The organism is Cutibacterium sp. KBN10P07758 (assembly GCF_050286205.1).
GTDB classification, from domain to species: domain Bacteria; phylum Actinomycetota; class Actinomycetes; order Propionibacteriales; family Propionibacteriaceae; genus Cutibacterium; species Cutibacterium acnes.
The window spans coordinates 463,314-478,665 of sequence record NZ_JBNNQV010000001.1; the positions used below are offsets into that span (position 1 = coordinate 463,314).

Below are 15,352 nucleotides of genomic sequence, written 5' to 3' on the forward strand. Positions count from 1 at the left end.
CGTCACTCAACGTCTTAGAAAGAAAGGATGCGCGAGATGGCTGAGTACGACGCCGACGTCCCAGCTGGCATCGTGATGACCTCGATGGAGGCCATCGTCGGATGGCTCCGCAAGACCTCCTTCTGGCCGCTGACGATGGGGCTGGCGTGCTGCGCCATCGAGATGATTTCCTACGGTGGCCCGCGTGCCGACGCTGCGCGCTGGGGCCACGAGGTGTTCCGGGCCTCTCCCCGTCAGGCCGACCTCATGATCGTTTCGGGCCGGGTAAGCCAGAAGATGGCCCCGGTGGTCCGTCAGCTTTACGACCAAATGCCCGAACCCAAGTGGGTTATCTCGATGGGGGCTTGCGCATCCTCTGGCGGCATCTTTAATAACTATGCGGTCGTCCAGGGATGCGACCATATCGTCCCGGTGGATGTCTACCTGCCAGGCTGCCCGCCCAGCCCGGACATGCTCATTGACGCCGTCTTCAAGATCCGTGAGCAGATCCAGCATTGGCCACTCATGGGCCACATGTCCGAGGTCGAGGCAGCCAAGGAGAAGAAGGCCCTCGACGCCAAGACCACTCTCGAGCAGAAGGGGCTCATGCGATGAGTGACAAGCCGACCCCGCGCGGCGCCGCAGGCGGCTCGGACTCCGGGGATCGCATCCCCGATGGCCGCAACTTCCTTGATCCCAGCCATCCCGACCAGGTCCACACCCCCGCGAAGGGCCGTGAGTGGACCGATCGTCGCATCGATACCCGAAAGGGTATGTGGGGAGCGACCTCCGGCCCCGGAGACACGTCTGGTTACGGCGGCATCGTTCGCACCGTCGAAATCTCTGGCAACTCTGAGCGCCTCTATGGCGGCTGGTTCGACGAGGTTGCGGATCGCATGGCGGAGCTCGTCCCCGACTTTTCTGACGGCCTGACTGTGGTTGATCGTGGGGAGATCACCTTCTTCGTCCGTCCTGAGAAGCTCCTCGAACTCGTCAAGGTTCTTCGAGACGATGACGCCCTGCGGTTCGAAAGCTGTACATCGCTGACCTGCGTGCATTACCCGCACATGGCAGGACGCGAAATGCACGTTGTCTACAACTTGTTGTCAATGACCCATAACCGTCGCATTCGCCTTGAGGTGGCGCTGGCCGATCCCGGTCAGGAGGACGTTGCTCGTACCGGGCGCAGCGACGTCGATTCCCTGCCACACGTTCCCAGCGTCGTGTCGGTTTACCCGCACGCCGACTGGCAGGAACGCGAGGCCTGGGACATGTTTGGGGTCATTTTTGATGGCCACCCGGCCTTGACTCGCATCCTCATGCCCGACGATTGGGTCGGCCATCCGCAGCGCAAGGACTACCCGCTTGGCGGTATCCCGATCGAGTACAAGGGTGCCGTCGTGCCACCGCCGGACCAGCGCAGGAGCTACAACTGATGAGCGAGAATCACGAGTACTTGTCCCAGGGCGGCGACTGGGCCCAGATCGTTGATGAGGCTGCCGAGCGAGGCGACGAGACCGTCGTCGTGAATTTCGGGCCTTCCCACCCGTCCACTCACGGTGTCATGAGGCTCATCATTGAGCTTGATGGCGAGTCAGTGTCAGACCTGCGAGTCGGGATTGGATTCCTCCACACCGGTATCGAAAAGAACATGGAATTTCGCACCTGGACTCAGGGCGTCACCTTCATGACCCGGTGCAACTATGTTGCGAACTTCTTCAACGAGTTGGTGTATTGCCTGGCGGTCGAGAAACTGCTCGGTATTACCGACGATGTCCCCGAGCGTGCTCGCGTACTTCGGGTCATGATTACCGAGTTGAACCGCATTTCATCCCACCTCATTGCGGTGGGTACTGGCGGTCTGGAGCTTGGTGCTTCCTCGGTGGCTGAGGTTGGCCTGAGGGAACGCGAGATCATTCTGGAGTTCAACCAGGCCGTCACTGGTCTGCGCATGAACAACGCGTGGATTCGTCCTGGCGGCGTCGCTACCGACCTGCCCGAGACCGGGCTCGACCAGTTGCGTGACCTCATCAAGCGGATGGAAAAGTACCTCCCCGAGATCGGTCAGTTCTGCAATGAGAATCCGATCTTTAAGGCCCGCACTCAGGGCATTGGTTACGCTGATCTGTCTACCTGTATGGCCCTGGGAGTTACTGGTCCTGCTCTGCGCGCTACCGGCCTGCCGTGGGACCTGCGCAAGACCCAGCCCTATTGCGATTACGACACGTATGACTTCGACGTCGCCACCTGGGATACCTGTGACTGTTACGGGCGTTTCCGCATCCGCCTGGAAGAGATGGACCAGTCGGTGCGCATTCTCAAGCAATGCCTCAAACGCCTCGAGGACACCCAGGGTGACCGTCATATGGTCGAGGACCCGCACATCGCATGGCCGGCTGAGCTAGCTTTGGGCCCCGACGGTCAGGGCAATTCTAATGAGCACATTCGCCATATCATGGGCGAGTCGATGGAAGCTCTCATCCATCACTTCAAGATTGTCACCGAGGGCTTCCGGGTGCCTGCTGGCCAGGTGTACCAGGCCATTGAGGGAGCCGGCGGCGAGCTCGGCTGCCACCTTGTTTCTGACGGTGGCGTCCGGCCTTACCGCTCCCACCTGCGCGATCCCGGATTCGTCAACGTGCAGTCCCTGCCCGCCATGTGTGAGGGCGGAATGCTTTCTGACGTGGTGCCGTCTCTGGCATCCTTGGACCCCGTCATGGGAGGAGTCGACCGATGAGCGATCGCGAACCCGTCAACCTGGGATACCCCTACGTCGAGTCTTTCCACTCGGACTTCTCGGGGACCGGCGGAGTCGATCAGACCGACCGTTCTACCAATATCGACGAGCACACCATCGAGGAGATGCATCAGATCGCCTCGCGTTACCCCGACTCCCGTTCGGCGTTGCTGCCGATCCTGCACCTGGTTCAGTCGGTGGACGGACGCATCTCGCCGGTCGGCATTGAGACTGCGGCTGAAGTGCTCGGCATTACCACCGCCCAGGTATCCGGGGTGGCGACCTTCTACACCATGTATAAGAAGCACCCTGCGGGCCAGCATCACATCGGTGTCTGCACCACGGCGCTGTGCGCCGTCATGGGTGGCGAGGAGGTGCTTGCCCGTGTCGAGAAGAAGCTTGGCATTAAAGAGGGGCAGACAACCCCCGACGGCAAGTTCTCTCTTGAGCGGGTGGAGTGTAATGCTGCCTGCGATTTCGCGCCGATCATGATGGTCAACTGGGAATACATGGATAACATGACTCCGATCCGCGCTGAGGAAATCTTGGATTCCTTGGCTCGCGACGAAGAGGTTCATTCCACCCGCGGTGCGAAGATCACTAGCTGGCGTGAGGCTGAGCGAGTGCTCGCTGGCTTCCCCGATGGTCGGGCTGACGAGGGCCCTAGCGCCGGTGAGGCATCTCTGCAGGGTGTCCGGCTAGCTAAGCAGAGCGGCTGGAAGGCTCCAGATCCGAATAACCTGCCCGCTCCCGCTGAGCCCGTGGAAGAGGAGAAGAAGTGACCGATCCACTGACCCCGGTTCTGTCGGCCAATTGGGATGAAGAGCGCAGTTGGAAGCTGCTTAACTACGAGCGACAGGGCGGATACACCGGCCTTCGTAAGGCTTTGACGATGCCGCCTGACGACGTTGTCTCGCTGGTTAAGGACGCTAACCTGCGTGGCCGTGGTGGCGCCGGGTTCCCCACCGGCATGAAGTGGTCCTTCGTGCCTAAGGACAATCCCAACCCGACCTACCTCGTTGTCAACGGCGACGAGTCTGAGCCGGGCACGTGCAAGGACATGCCGCTCATGATGGCCTCCCCGCACACCCTCGTCGAGGGCGTCATCATTGCCTCCTACGCCATCAAGGCCAAGATGGCCTTCATCTACATCCGCGGTGAGGTGCTGCACGTCGTCCGACGCGTGCAGCAGGCCGTGCGGGAGGCCTACTCGGCTGGTTACATTGGCAAAAACATCCTCGGTTCCGGGTACGACCTTGACGTTGTCGTCCATGCCGGCGCAGGCGCCTACATCTGTGGCGAGGAGACGGCTCTGCTGGATTCCTTGGAGGGGCGTCGTGGTCAGCCTCGTCTGCGCCCGCCTTTCCCGGCCGTTGCCGGCCTGTACGCCAGTCCGACGGTCATTAACAACGTCGAGTCCATCTCGACGGTGCCGTCGATCCTGCGCAACGGCAAGGAATGGTTCAAGTCCATGGGCACCGAGAAGTCCGATGGTTTCACCATCTACTCTTTGTCTGGGCACTTGGCTCACCCTGGGCAGTATGAGGCCCCGATGGGCACTACGCTGCGTCAGCTCCTCGACATCTCCGGTGGCATGCGACAGGGACATGAACTGAAGTTCTTCACCCCCGGTGGTTCCTCGACCCCGATCCTGACCAAGGACGACATCGACCTCCCGCTCGACTACGAGGGGATGGCTGGGGCCAAGACGATGCTCGGCACGAAAGCTCTGCAGTGCTTCGACGAGACGACCTCGGTGGTTCGCGTCACGTTGCGGTGGTTGGAGTTTTACAAGCACGAATCCTGCGGTAAATGCACCCCGTGCCGTGAGGGCACCTGGTGGGTTGTCCAGATGTTGCGTCGCATCGAGGCTGGTGAGGGCCAAGAGGGTGACGTCGACAAGTTGATGGACATTGCCGACAATATCGGTGGCCGTTCTTTCTGCGCTTTGGCCGACGGTGCCGTGGGCTGTTTGCGCGGGGCTATTGGCCACTTCCGTGACGAGTTCGAAGCTGGATGTCGGGGGATTCCCGCTTGGCAGTATCTGCCCTATGAGCGCAGCTCGATCTTCAACGACGCCGATCGCCGAGTCCTGGAGGGGGCCGGAGCATGAGCGAAAACAAGCCCGTCGAACTCGTGACGTGCACCATCGACGGTCAGCAGGTGAGCGTACCCAAGGGGACCCTCATTATTCGCGCTGCCGAATCCATCGGCACCGCTATCCCACGGTTCTGTGATCATCCGCTGCTTGACCCGGCCGGTGCCTGCCGAGAGTGCCTTGTCGAGATCCCCGACGCTGGTAACGGTCGTGGGTTCCCCAAGCCACAGCCCTCCTGCACCATGCCGGTCGCTGAGGGGATGGTCGTCAAGACTCAGGTCAGCTCCGAGATGGCTCGCAAAGCCCAGAAGGGCATGCTGGAGTTCCTCCTCATTAACCACCCGCTGGATTGCCCGATCTGCGACAAGGGCGGCGAGTGCCCCCTGCAGAACCAGGCGATGGCTAACGGACGTGGTGAGTCTCGCTATGACGGGGTCAAGCGCACCTATCCCAAGCCGATCAATATCTCGGCCCAAGTGCTGCTAGACCGCGAGCGCTGCGTGCTGTGTCAGCGTTGTACCCGGTTCGCTGACCAGATCGCCGGAGATCCTTTCATCAACCTGCAGGAGCGCGGTGCCGTCTCCCAGATTGGTGCTTATCAGGGTGACGACTTCAACTCCTACTTCTCCGGTAACGTCATCCAGATCTGCCCGGTAGGAGCTCTTACCAGCGCCGAGTACCGCTTCCGTTCCCGTCCTTTCGATCTCGTCTCGACGGTGACGACCTGTGAGCACTGCGCGGCCGGTTGCCAGCTGCGCACCGACCACCGTCATTACGAGGTCAAGCGCCGCAACGCCGGCAACCTGCCAGACGTCAACGAGGAGTGGAACTGCGATAAGGGTCGCTTCGCTTTCCGCTACGGCCGTGGTGACGACCGGGTAACGACTCCGCTGGTGCGTCACAACGGCGTACTGGAACCGGCGTCATGGGCTGAGGCCTTGCAGACGGCCGCCGCTGGATTGACGAAAGCCGGTACCAGCGTCGGTGTCCTTACCGGCGGGCGCCTCCCGGTGGAGACGTGTCTATCCTGGTCGCGATTTGCTCGAGTCGTGCTCGGCACCAACAACGTCGACTTCCGATCCCGTCCACACTCAGCTGAGGAGGCCGCCTATCTGGCTGCCAGGGTCGCCGGGCACAGCCTCGAGGAATCGGTCACCTACGCCGACCTTGAGACGGCTTCGCGGGTAGTCCTGGTGGACTTGGAGCCTGAGGACGAGTGTCCGATGATCTTCCTGCGTCTGCGGAAGGCGTGGCGTCGTCACAAGGCGACGATCACCGTAGTCGGAACTCACCTATCCAATGGTTCGGCGAAGATAGGTGCCGAGCTGGCTCGCTGTCTGCCCGGTCAGGAGCCTGAAGCTCTTGCCCAGTTGGTCGCCGATGGGACCATTGGGGAGGGCACCATCGTGTTGGTGGGGGAGAGGGCCGCTACCCGGCCCGGCACCCTGTCGGCCATCAACGATCTTGACTCGACGGTTCGGGTGGCTTGGGTGCCGCGTCGAGCTGGCGAGATGGGTGCCATCGAGGCTGGCCTGCTGCCTCAGTTACTGCCAGGTGGACGTCTCGTCGATGACGCCAAGGCGCGCGTCGATATCGCGGCCGCGTGGGGAGTCACCAACTTGCCGACCCAGCCTGGCCTTGACACCGCCGGAATGCTGGCTGCCGCTCAGGCCGGAAAGCTCGACGCGCTGGTCGTTTCTGGCGTCGAGCTGGCTGATATGCCTGACCCGACCGGAGCTCGCGAGGCCGTCGAGAATTGCGGGTTCGTCGTGTCTGTCGAACAGCGGTTCTCTGAGGTCTCAGCTCGAGCCGACGTTGTCTTGCCGGTCTGCCTGCTGGAGGAAACCTCCGGTACTTTCCTTGACTGGGAGCATCGCCCTGGCCGTGTCAGGGTGGTCAACAAGCAGCCCGCGACCCCTATGAACGAGATCCGCGTCCTTGACGCGCTGAGTTCCCAGATGGGGTCGGTCTCCGGTCTAGCGACGGTCGCCCAGGCTCACAAAGCGTGGCGAGACCTGGGGCAGTGGTCGGGCGGTCACCCCAAGATGGAGTCGACCTCCCCGCTCGTACCGCAGGCGCCCATGGTTGAGGCCGGTTCGGTTGGCCGAGTGCTGGAGACCTGGCGTCAGCTGCTGGAGGGCTCGGCAAGCCTGACCGGTGCCGACGCACTGGTCGCTACCGCACCTGCGCCGGTTGCCGTCATCGACCCGCTGACGGCCGAGCAACTTGGTGTGACCAATGGGCAGCTTATTGATGTCTGTGGGCCTATCAGTCTGCGAGTTCCGGTCAAGATCGACACGACGATGACGGCTGAGGCAGTGTGGATCCCGTCGCTGCGTGGTGACTCGACTGCCCCTCAGAGCCGCACCACCGTCCCCGACGCTCCCGGAACCGTTGTCTCGCTGAGCGCCGTTGAAACCGAAACTTCCCGAGAGGCAGGTGTGGCATGAGTCCCCTCGAGGCCACCATCGACCCGGTGTGGCTCATCATCGTCAAGGTCGTCATCCTCTTCGTGATCCTGCTGGCCTGGACCATCTTCAACGTGTGGTTCGAGCGCCGTGTGTTGGCCAAGATGCAGAACCGCATCGGCCCGATCATGAACTCGGCGTGGGCTGGTGGCGTGTTTCAGGCTGTTGGTGACGGCCTGAAGCTCATCTTCAAGGAGATGCTCACCCCGAAGGGTGCCGATAAGATCGTCTTCAACCTGGCGCCGGTCATAGCGGGCATAGCCTGCTTCGCGTCCTGGTCCGTCATCCCTCTTGGTGGTCAAGTGTCGATGTTCGGTCACACCACCAGGCTCCAGATTACTGACGTGCCGGTTGCCGTGCTGTTTATCCTTGCGGTGGCGTCCATCGGCATCTACGGCGTGGTGTTGGCCGGCTGGTCGTCGGCGGGTACGTACTCCTTGCTTGGCTCGCTGCGCTCCAGTGCTCAGATGATCTCCTACGAGGTCGCGATGGGCCTGTCTCTGGTGACGGTGTTCATCTTCTCTGGCTCGATGTCGACGTCGCAGATCGTCGAGTCCCAGGCAAATCACCTGGTCGTTGGCGGGTTCAATACCCATATCGCCGGGCATTACTGGTTGCTGTTGATCCCGAGCTTCGTCATCTACGTCATCACGATGTTTGGTGAGTCGAACCGTCTGCCCTTCGACCTACCGGAGTGCGAATCGGAGCTCGTCAGCGGTTACATCACTGAGTATTCAGGCTTCCCCTATGGCATGTACTTCCTGGCGGAGTACATCAACATGGCGACCCTGTCGGCGGTCTGTACCACGTTGTTCTTGGGCGGCTACCGCGCTCCGTGGCCGCTGAACTACTTCGGCGTCATCGATTCGGGCTGGTGGGGTCTGTTGTGGTTCTTCCTCAAGACCCAGCTCGTCATCTTCTTCTTCGTGTGGGTGCGTGCCGCGATCCCGAGGTTCCGCTATGACCACTTCATGGATCTGGGTTGGAAGGTTCTCATCCCGGTGTCGCTGGGGTGGGTCCTGATGATTGCTGCCTGGCGCACCGTCATCAATCAAGGATGGGGTCGAAACCCGGTCTTTTTGGTGGTCGTCGGCGTCATCCTCGTCGCTCTCATCGTGTGGGCGTTCATGGGTGGTAAGACTGATTCCACGGCCGATGAGGCTCCTGACGAACCCTTCGACGCTTTCGCCGGTGGCTATCCGGTACCGCCATTGCCACATCAGGTGCAGGCCCCATTGGCTGGGGCTGCAACGGCCACCACGGTGGCTCGACGAGACCACGACGAGAACGGAGGTCTGTGATGGGAGCCTGGTCCGGATTCGGGATCACCTTCGAGACGATGTTCCGCAAGTCCTTCACCCAGGGATACCCGGAGAAGGGCAAGGAAAAGCCGATGCCGCCGCGCATGCATGGCCGTCACCAGCTCAACCGCTGGCCTGACGGGTTGGAAAAGTGTGTGGGTTGTGAGCTGTGTGCATGGGCGTGCCCGGCCGATGCCATCTACGTCGAGGGGGCAGATAACACTGACGAGGAGCGTTACTCGCCCGGTGAGCGTTACGGTCGCGTGTACGAGATCAACTATCTGCGCTGCATTTTGTGCGGAATGTGCATCGAGGCATGCCCAACTCGTGCCCTGACGATGACGAACGATTTCAAGATGGCCGACACCTCGCGTGCCAAGCACATTTGGACGAAGGACGAGTTGCTGGCTCCCCTCAAGGAGGGCATGGAGCAGCCGCCACACCCGCGCCGTCTCGGTGATGACGAAGATGACTACTTCAACGGTCTTCCTCCCTCTGGGCAGGACGACGTACGGACCGGTCCGGCCAATAGTGGTGCCACTGCGCACCGGGACGATGACAACGACACCCAACACAAGGATGAGGAGGCCGCCTGATGACTACGGGACTCCCCCTGCTCGCCGGTCTCGTACCTATGGTGACGGCATCCCAGTGGGCCTTCTGGCTGTTGGCACCGATCATGGTGCTTGCGGCCTTGGTGATGGTTTTTGCCAAGAAGCCTGTCCACTCGGCGTTGTCGCTGGCCGTAGTCATGATTTGTCTGGCCGTGCAGTACGCCAGCCAGGAAGCGCCTTTCCTTTTCGTGGTGCAGATCATCGTCTACACCGGCGCCATCCTGATGCTCTTCCTCTTTGTCGTCATGCTTGTCGGCGTCGACTCCACCGACTCCCTCAAAGAGACCCTCAAGGGTCACAAGGTGGCCGCCATGATCGCCGCCTTGGCCTTTGTGGTGCTGCTGATCCTGGCTGTCGGTAATGCAGTGACGACCGGTGTTATCGGCACTGACCATCCGGTGGGCCTGGGGCAGGCCAACACAGCTGGTGGGAATAACGTCAAGTCGCTTGCCGAGCTGGTGTTTACCAAGTATGTCATCGTCTTTGAGGCTACTTCGGCCTTGCTCATCACTGCTGCCGTCGGCACGATGGTGTTGGCTCATGGCGAGGCCGACAAGAAGAAGTCCCAGCGTGAACGGGTGACAGACCGTATGGCTGCCTACGCCGAGCATGGCTCTCACCCCGGTGTTCGTCCCAACTCCGGTGTCTACGCCCGCACGAATCAGATTGGTGCTCCGGCTCTGCTGCCTGACGGCACGGTGGCTCAGGACTCGATCTCGGGAACCTTGGCGACCCGCGGTGCCATTATCGACGCCGGTGAGTTGAAGGCTCCGACGCATCGGGCGTTTGCGTCAATCAGTGCCGCCCGCCACGAGGTCCAAGGAGAACTCGAATGAATCCGAATGACTACCTGGTGCTCTCGGCGATCTTGTTCGCTATCGGCATCGTGGGCTTCCTGACGAGGCGTAATGCCTTGGTGGCTTTTATGTCGGTGGAGTTGATGCTCAACGCCGCGAACCTGGCGCTGGTGACTTTCGCTCACGTACACGGCTCTCTCGACGGACAGGTCGGAGCTTTCTTCGTGATGATTGTGGCAGCTGCTGAGGTGGTCGTCGGTTTGGCGATCATCGTCACCATTTTCCGTTCCCGTCGCACCACTTCGGTGGACGACACCAACCTGCTGAAGTTCTGAGGGAGGTACCGTGACTGTCTTGGAAACCGGCTTGTTCAACGTGGCCTGGTTCATGATTGCGGTGCCACTGGTGGTTGCCGCGCTGCTATTGGTGTTGGGACGCCGCAGCGACGCGTGGGGACATGTGTTGGCCACTGTGGCCCCAATCGTCGCCTTTGTTATCGGGTTGGTCCTGTTTATCGACCTGCTCGGACGTGGCGGCGCGTCTCGTGCCGTCGACGTGGGGGTCTACCGATTTATCGACGTCGGGGCGTGGGATCTGCGAGTGGGGCTGCTTATTGACCAGCTCTCGATCCTGTTTGTGCTGCTCATCACCTTCGTGGGCTCGCTGATCCACATCTACGCGATCGGGTATATGGCCCATGACACCGATCGTCGTCGGTTCTTCGCCTATCTCAACCTCTTCATTGCCGCGATGCTGACGTTGGTGTTGGCCGATAACTACCTCATCCTGTTTGTCGGCTGGGAGGGTGTCGGTCTGGCCTCCTACCTGCTTATCGGGTTCTGGTTTGGTCGTCCCGCTGCTGCCCGCGCCGGTAATAAGGCTTTCATCATGAACCGCATCGGCGACCTCGGTTTGACGATGGCGATCTTTACGATGCTCGCCCAGTTCGGCAGCGTGCGCTTCTCCGATGTTTCAGCTAAAGCGTCGGGGCTGACGTCAACCTGGGCCACGTTGCTCGGCTTCATGCTGCTGCTGGCTGCTTGTGGTAAGTCCGCTCAGGTGCCGTTGCAAGCCTGGCTGCTTGACGCCATGGAGGGCCCGACGCCGGTCTCAGCCCTGATCCACGCTGCGACGATGGTTACCGCTGGTGTTTACCTGGTGGTACGTTCTCACGAGATCTATGCCCACACGGGTGCAGCCTCGTTGGCAGTGGCGATCATCGGCACCGTTACCTTGTTGTTCGGCGCCTGGATCGGTTCGGCGAAGAAGGACATCAAGAAGGTCCTCGCCGGATCGACGATGAGCCAGATCGGCTACATGATGCTGGCTGCAGGTTTGGGACCGGCTGGTGCGGCTCTGGCGATTTTCCACCTGCTCACCCACGGTTTCTTTAAGGCGAACATGTTCCTTGGGGCCGGCTCGGTGATGCACGGTACCGGTGACGACACGGACATGTACCACTTTGGTGCGCTGTCCAAGGTGATGCCTATGACCTTCTGGACCTTCGCGTGCGGCTACCTCGCCATTATCGGTATCCCTGGTACCTCCGGCTACTTCTCCAAAGACCACATCATCGAGGCCGCCTTCGATAAGGGCGCGGTCTTCGGGGTGCTGGCCCTTATCGGCGCTGGAATCACCGCCTACTACATGACTCGCCTCATGATGCTGACCTTCTTGGGGACTAAGCGTTGGCGCGCGGACGTCCACCCGCACGAGTCTCCGGCAGTCATGACGATCCCTCTCATCGTGTTGGCTATTTTGTCGATCTTCGCCGGTGCTTTTATGAACAACTGGATCGGCGACTGGTTGGCTCCAGCTACGGGCGCTGAGGTTGAGCACGTCGGTATGTGGCATATGGGCGTGATTGGGGTTGTCACCCTCGTCGTGGTGATCCTCGGCATCGTGGCAGGCTGGTTGCTCAACCGTCACAATGTGCCGAACGAGGAGCCCGAGACTCACGATCCGCTGCTTGTCGCTGGTCGTCACGACATCTACGGCGACGACATCAACGATGTTGTCGTGGTGAAGCCGGGGCGTTGGCTGGCCGGCGGTGTCGCGGGCTTCGATCGGTCGGTGGTCGACGGTCTGGTTAACGGCGCTGGCTCCGTCACCACGGCTTGTTCCCAGATCATCCGCAAAGTCCAAAACGGCTACGTGCGCAGTTACGGCCTCATGATGGTCGTCGGCGTGGTGGTCGTCGGACTCGTCGTCGTCCTGGGCCGGATGGCCTGAGCGCTGGAGGAGCTGACATGTCTTTCCCGATCCTCACAGTGATCGCGCTGCTGCCGTTCGTCGGCGGCGTTATCACCATGATGCTGCGCGGGGCTGCGGCCCGAGCCACCGGCATGGTGTTTTCTCTGGTCACTCTGGTACTGGGCGTCTACGCTTTCATCGTCGGCGTCAATGGCACCAACCTTTCGGAAACCCATCGCTGGATCCGCGCTGTCGGAGCCTGGTATGCGCTAGGTGGTGATGGCCTTTCCCTGACGATGATCCTGCTGGTCGTCATCCTCGTGCCGGTGGTGCTACTCGCCGAGTGGCATGTGGGCGACGACGAGACGGCTCGCTGGTCAACTGGGGCGTTTTTCGGCTTGGCCCTCATGCTTGAGGGACTGGCAATCTATTGCTTCGCTGCCACCGACGTCTTGCTGTTCTACCTCATGTTCGAGGCCACCCTCATCCCGATGTACTTCCTCATTGCAGGATGGGGCGGTCCACGACGAGGCCGAGCAGCGATGAAGTTCCTGCTGTACTCCTTGGCTGGTGGGCTGGTCATGCTATTCGCTGTCATCGGCGTCGGGGTGCACGGCGGATCCTTCCTTCTGAGCGACCTGGCAAAGGTGGACTTCTCGGGGGCGATTGGTAAGGAATTATTTGTCGGATTCTTCATCGCCTTCGCGATCAAGGCCCCGATGGTCCCGGTGCACACGTGGCTGCCTGATACCGCCGAACAGGCCACTGCGGGGGCGTCTTCCCTGCTCGTCGGCTTGCTCGACAAGATCGGCACCTTTGGAATGCTGAGGCTGTGTCTGGGCCTGTTCCCCGCCGCCTCCGACTGGGCCACCCCCTTCGTCCTCACCCTGGCGATTATCTCGGTGCTGTGGGGTGCCATGATGGCCGCGACCTCGAGCGACCTCATGAGGTTCGTCTCCTACACCTCAGTAAGTCACTTCGGCTTTATGGTCATTGGCATTTTCGCGCTGACGACGACGTCGATCACAGGTTCGATCTTCTACATGTTCAACCACGGCTTTTCGACGGCAGCGTTGTTCCTCGTGCTTGGTTTCCTGGTGCGCAGGGGCGGGACGGCGAAGGTCGACGGTTACGGTGGTGTCCAGAAGGTCGCCCCGGTACTTGCCGGAACTTTCCTCTTCGCCGGGCTGGCAACCCTGTCGTTGCCGGGCACGGGAAACTTTGTGAGCGAGTTCATGGCCTTAGCTGGTGCTTGGTCGCGTCACCCAATCTATGTCGCCATTTCCACCATCGGCATGGTGCTGGCTGCGGTGTACGTTCTGGTGACGTACCGACGCACTATGACCGGCCCGGTGCAGGGTGTCTCTGAGCAGGTCAGTGACCTGAACGGGCGGGAGAAGTTGGTGCTTGCACCTCTCATCATTTTGCTGCTGGTGTTCGGGTTCTTCCCCAGGCCGATGCTGCACGCCATCGAACCAGCGGCCACGGCCACCATGACTCAGGTCCACGCCACCGATCCGGCACCCGTCGTCAAGGAGGGTCTCAAGTGAATCCCGCCCTGTTGATTACTGCGTCTGGGCTGCCAGCGCTCCTCGACGTCGCGGCTCCGCACCTCGAGTGGGGGCCGCTGGCGCCGGTGTTCGTCCTCATGGCAGGGGCGTGCGTGGCGGTGCTGGTGGAGGCCTTTGTTCCCCGATCGGGTCGTCGTCCGACTCAGATCATCGTGACGGTCGCCACTCTGGTTGTTGCCATCGCCTCGACGCTAACCACTATTGCCCGTGGCACCCGAATTGTTGCCGGGCAGGGAACTTTGGCCCCCGACGGACCGACTCTGGCTACGTGGGTCATTCTGCTAGCGACCGGTCTTGGGACCGTGGTGCTCTTCGCTGAGCGAGTCGGCACCACCCAGACGGCTTTTGTGGCGAGCGCGTCGTCGGTGCCTGGTTCCCCGCTGGAGGCTAAGGCCGAGCAGGAGCATCGCGAGCACACTGAGGTCTACCCGCTGCTGATGTTCGCGGCGTTGGGCATGATGTGTTTCGCCGCGGCTAATGACCTCATCATGATGTTCGTTGCCTTGGAGATCTTCTCTCTGCCGTTGTACCTGCTGTGTGGGATGTCGCGGCGTCGTCGGTTGTTGTCTCAGGAAGCCGCTCTGAAGTACTTCTTGCTGGGCGCGCTGTCCTCGGCCTTGTTCCTTTATGGCATCGTGCTGCTGTATGGATGCGCCGGCAGTTTCAAGCTTGGCGATCTAGCCGCAGCGGGCGTCACTCAGGTCGGCTCGTCGAAACTCATCGTCGCAGGCATGATCCTGGTGGCCGTCGGGCTGCTGTTCAAGATAGGCGCGGTTCCGTTCGCTTCCTGGACCCCCGATGTCTACACTGGCGCTCCGACGCCGGTTAGCGGCTGGATGGCTGTCGCGACCAAACTCGTCGCCCTCGTCGGTCTGATGCGCGTCCTGTATGTCGGTCTGGGCGCGATGAGATGGGACTGGCAGATCGTGCTCGCCGTCGTGGCTGTGGCCTCGATGGGTGTGGGCGCCATCGTGGGTCTCGCGCAGACCGATATGAAGCGTCTGCTGGCCTACTCCGCTATCGCCCATGCTGGGTTCGTGCTGGTCGGTGTTGTCGGAGCCTGGACGACCCAGACCGGCATGGCCGAGGGCCAGACGGGTTCGGTGTCGTCGGTGCTGGTGTACATGACGGCCTATGGCTTGGCGTCGATCGGCTTCTGGCTGCTCATCCTCATGGTGCGTCGCGCCGGTGGCGAATCCACTGAGATCGCCTCGTGGGCGGGTATTGGTCGTAGTCATCCGTGGATCGGTGTGCTGGTCGTCATCTTTGTGCTGAGTTTCGCCGGTATCCCGTTGACGGCAGGTTTCACCGGCAAACTGGTGGTCTTCCTGGCCGGATGGCGTGGCGGATACGCCTGGCTGGTGTTGATTGGGGTGCTGTTCTCCCTGGTGGCAGCGGCCTTCTATCTGCGCATCATCGTCGTGGTGTTTTTCCGGTCCGCGAAAGAGGGCGACGACCCCGTGGAGGTTGCCGAGCCCTCCATCGCCGGATGGATCACCCTCATCGTGTGTGCGGTGTTCACCATCGTCATGGGTGTTGCCCCACAGCCGATTATTGACCTGTTCAACCAGGCGAGCACCTTCCTGCGCTGAGT

General features: G+C 61.3%; 13 protein-coding genes. All 13 read left to right on the forward strand.

Annotated features, from left to right (window positions below):
- Window positions 1–36 precede the first annotated feature (36 nt).
- The 13 genes from ACOYO3_RS02290 to nuoN are packed head-to-tail and all read left to right on the forward strand — an operon-like array spanning window position 37 to window position 15,350.
- Window positions 37–594 carry a NuoB/complex I 20 kDa subunit family protein gene (locus tag ACOYO3_RS02290; protein ID WP_002515395.1) on the forward strand — a complete coding sequence of 186 codons (558 nt, stop codon included), beginning with the start codon at window positions 37–39 and terminating at the stop codon, window positions 592–594.
- Window positions 591–1,415, forward strand: coding sequence for an NADH-quinone oxidoreductase subunit C (locus ACOYO3_RS02295; RefSeq protein ID WP_002518030.1), 825 nt, complete (start codon window positions 591–593; stop codon window positions 1,413–1,415). The genes ACOYO3_RS02290 and ACOYO3_RS02295 overlap by 4 nt, the downstream gene beginning before the upstream one ends.
- Complete coding sequence (locus ACOYO3_RS02300; RefSeq protein WP_002514932.1) at window positions 1,415–2,716, forward strand: NADH-quinone oxidoreductase subunit D; 1,302 nt, start codon at window positions 1,415–1,417, stop codon at window positions 2,714–2,716. The genes ACOYO3_RS02295 and ACOYO3_RS02300 overlap by 1 nt, the downstream gene beginning before the upstream one ends.
- Entirely contained in the window at window positions 2,713–3,498 is a 786-nt protein-coding gene (gene nuoE / locus ACOYO3_RS02305) for an NADH-quinone oxidoreductase subunit NuoE (RefSeq protein WP_002515387.1), read from the forward strand. Before ACOYO3_RS02300 ends, nuoE begins: the two co-directional genes overlap by 4 nt.
- Complete coding sequence (gene nuoF / locus ACOYO3_RS02310; RefSeq protein WP_002515397.1) at window positions 3,495–4,829, forward strand: NADH-quinone oxidoreductase subunit NuoF; 1,335 nt, start codon at window positions 3,495–3,497, stop codon at window positions 4,827–4,829. Before nuoE ends, nuoF begins: the two co-directional genes overlap by 4 nt.
- Window positions 4,826–7,264: an NADH-quinone oxidoreductase subunit G gene (locus ACOYO3_RS02315; protein WP_002515430.1), complete on the forward strand. Its 2,439-nt coding sequence runs from the start codon at window positions 4,826–4,828 to the stop codon at window positions 7,262–7,264. The genes nuoF and ACOYO3_RS02315 overlap by 4 nt, the downstream gene beginning before the upstream one ends.
- Window positions 7,261–8,583: an NADH-quinone oxidoreductase subunit NuoH gene (nuoH, locus tag ACOYO3_RS02320; RefSeq protein WP_002524503.1), complete on the forward strand. Its 1,323-nt coding sequence runs from the start codon at window positions 7,261–7,263 to the stop codon at window positions 8,581–8,583. Before ACOYO3_RS02315 ends, nuoH begins: the two co-directional genes overlap by 4 nt.
- Entirely contained in the window at window positions 8,583–9,179 is a 597-nt protein-coding gene (nuoI, locus tag ACOYO3_RS02325) for an NADH-quinone oxidoreductase subunit NuoI (protein WP_002515396.1), read from the forward strand. The genes nuoH and nuoI overlap by 1 nt, the downstream gene beginning before the upstream one ends.
- The gene (locus ACOYO3_RS02330) at window positions 9,179–10,033 is read left to right on the forward strand and encodes an NADH-quinone oxidoreductase subunit J (protein WP_002515420.1); all 855 of its coding nucleotides are present in this window, start codon (window positions 9,179–9,181) and stop codon (window positions 10,031–10,033) included. Before nuoI ends, ACOYO3_RS02330 begins: the two co-directional genes overlap by 1 nt.
- Window positions 10,030–10,329, forward strand: a complete 300-nt coding sequence (gene nuoK, locus ACOYO3_RS02335) for an NADH-quinone oxidoreductase subunit NuoK (RefSeq protein ID WP_002515419.1) — start codon at window positions 10,030–10,032, stop codon at window positions 10,327–10,329. Before ACOYO3_RS02330 ends, nuoK begins: the two co-directional genes overlap by 4 nt.
- Before the next feature lie 10 nt (window positions 10,330–10,339).
- Window positions 10,340–12,226, forward strand: coding sequence for an NADH-quinone oxidoreductase subunit L (gene nuoL / locus ACOYO3_RS02340; protein ID WP_002515367.1), 1,887 nt, complete (start codon window positions 10,340–10,342; stop codon window positions 12,224–12,226).
- A 17-nt stretch (window positions 12,227–12,243) separates the two neighbouring features.
- Window positions 12,244–13,737 carry an NADH-quinone oxidoreductase subunit M gene (locus ACOYO3_RS02345; RefSeq protein ID WP_002515375.1) on the forward strand — a complete coding sequence of 498 codons (1,494 nt, stop codon included), beginning with the start codon at window positions 12,244–12,246 and terminating at the stop codon, window positions 13,735–13,737.
- Complete coding sequence (gene nuoN, locus ACOYO3_RS02350; RefSeq protein WP_002518014.1) at window positions 13,734–15,350, forward strand: NADH-quinone oxidoreductase subunit NuoN; 1,617 nt, start codon at window positions 13,734–13,736, stop codon at window positions 15,348–15,350. Before ACOYO3_RS02345 ends, nuoN begins: the two co-directional genes overlap by 4 nt.
- The last annotated feature ends 2 nt before the right edge of the window (window positions 15,351–15,352 follow it).

Excerpts from the sequence above, each read along its gene's own strand:
- nuoE (WP_002515387.1), top strand. The coding sequence starts at position 2,713 with ATGAGCGATCGCGAACCCGTCAACCTGGGATACCCCTACGTCGAGTCT.
- ACOYO3_RS02300 (WP_002514932.1), top strand. The coding sequence starts at position 1,415 with ATGAGCGAGAATCACGAGTACTTGTCCCAGGGCGGCGACTGGGCCCAG.
- ACOYO3_RS02330 (WP_002515420.1), top strand. The coding sequence starts at position 9,179 with ATGACTACGGGACTCCCCCTGCTCGCCGGTCTCGTACCTATGGTGACG.
- ACOYO3_RS02315 (WP_002515430.1), top strand. The coding sequence starts at position 4,826 with ATGAGCGAAAACAAGCCCGTCGAACTCGTGACGTGCACCATCGACGGT.
- ACOYO3_RS02295 (WP_002518030.1), top strand. The coding sequence starts at position 591 with ATGAGTGACAAGCCGACCCCGCGCGGCGCCGCAGGCGGCTCGGACTCC.
- nuoI (WP_002515396.1), top strand. The coding sequence starts at position 8,583 with ATGGGAGCCTGGTCCGGATTCGGGATCACCTTCGAGACGATGTTCCGC.
- nuoK (WP_002515419.1), top strand. The coding sequence starts at position 10,030 with ATGAATCCGAATGACTACCTGGTGCTCTCGGCGATCTTGTTCGCTATC.
- ACOYO3_RS02345 (WP_002515375.1), top strand. The coding sequence starts at position 12,244 with ATGTCTTTCCCGATCCTCACAGTGATCGCGCTGCTGCCGTTCGTCGGC.
- nuoH (WP_002524503.1), top strand. The coding sequence starts at position 7,261 with ATGAGTCCCCTCGAGGCCACCATCGACCCGGTGTGGCTCATCATCGTC.
- ACOYO3_RS02290 (WP_002515395.1), top strand. The coding sequence starts at position 37 with ATGGCTGAGTACGACGCCGACGTCCCAGCTGGCATCGTGATGACCTCG.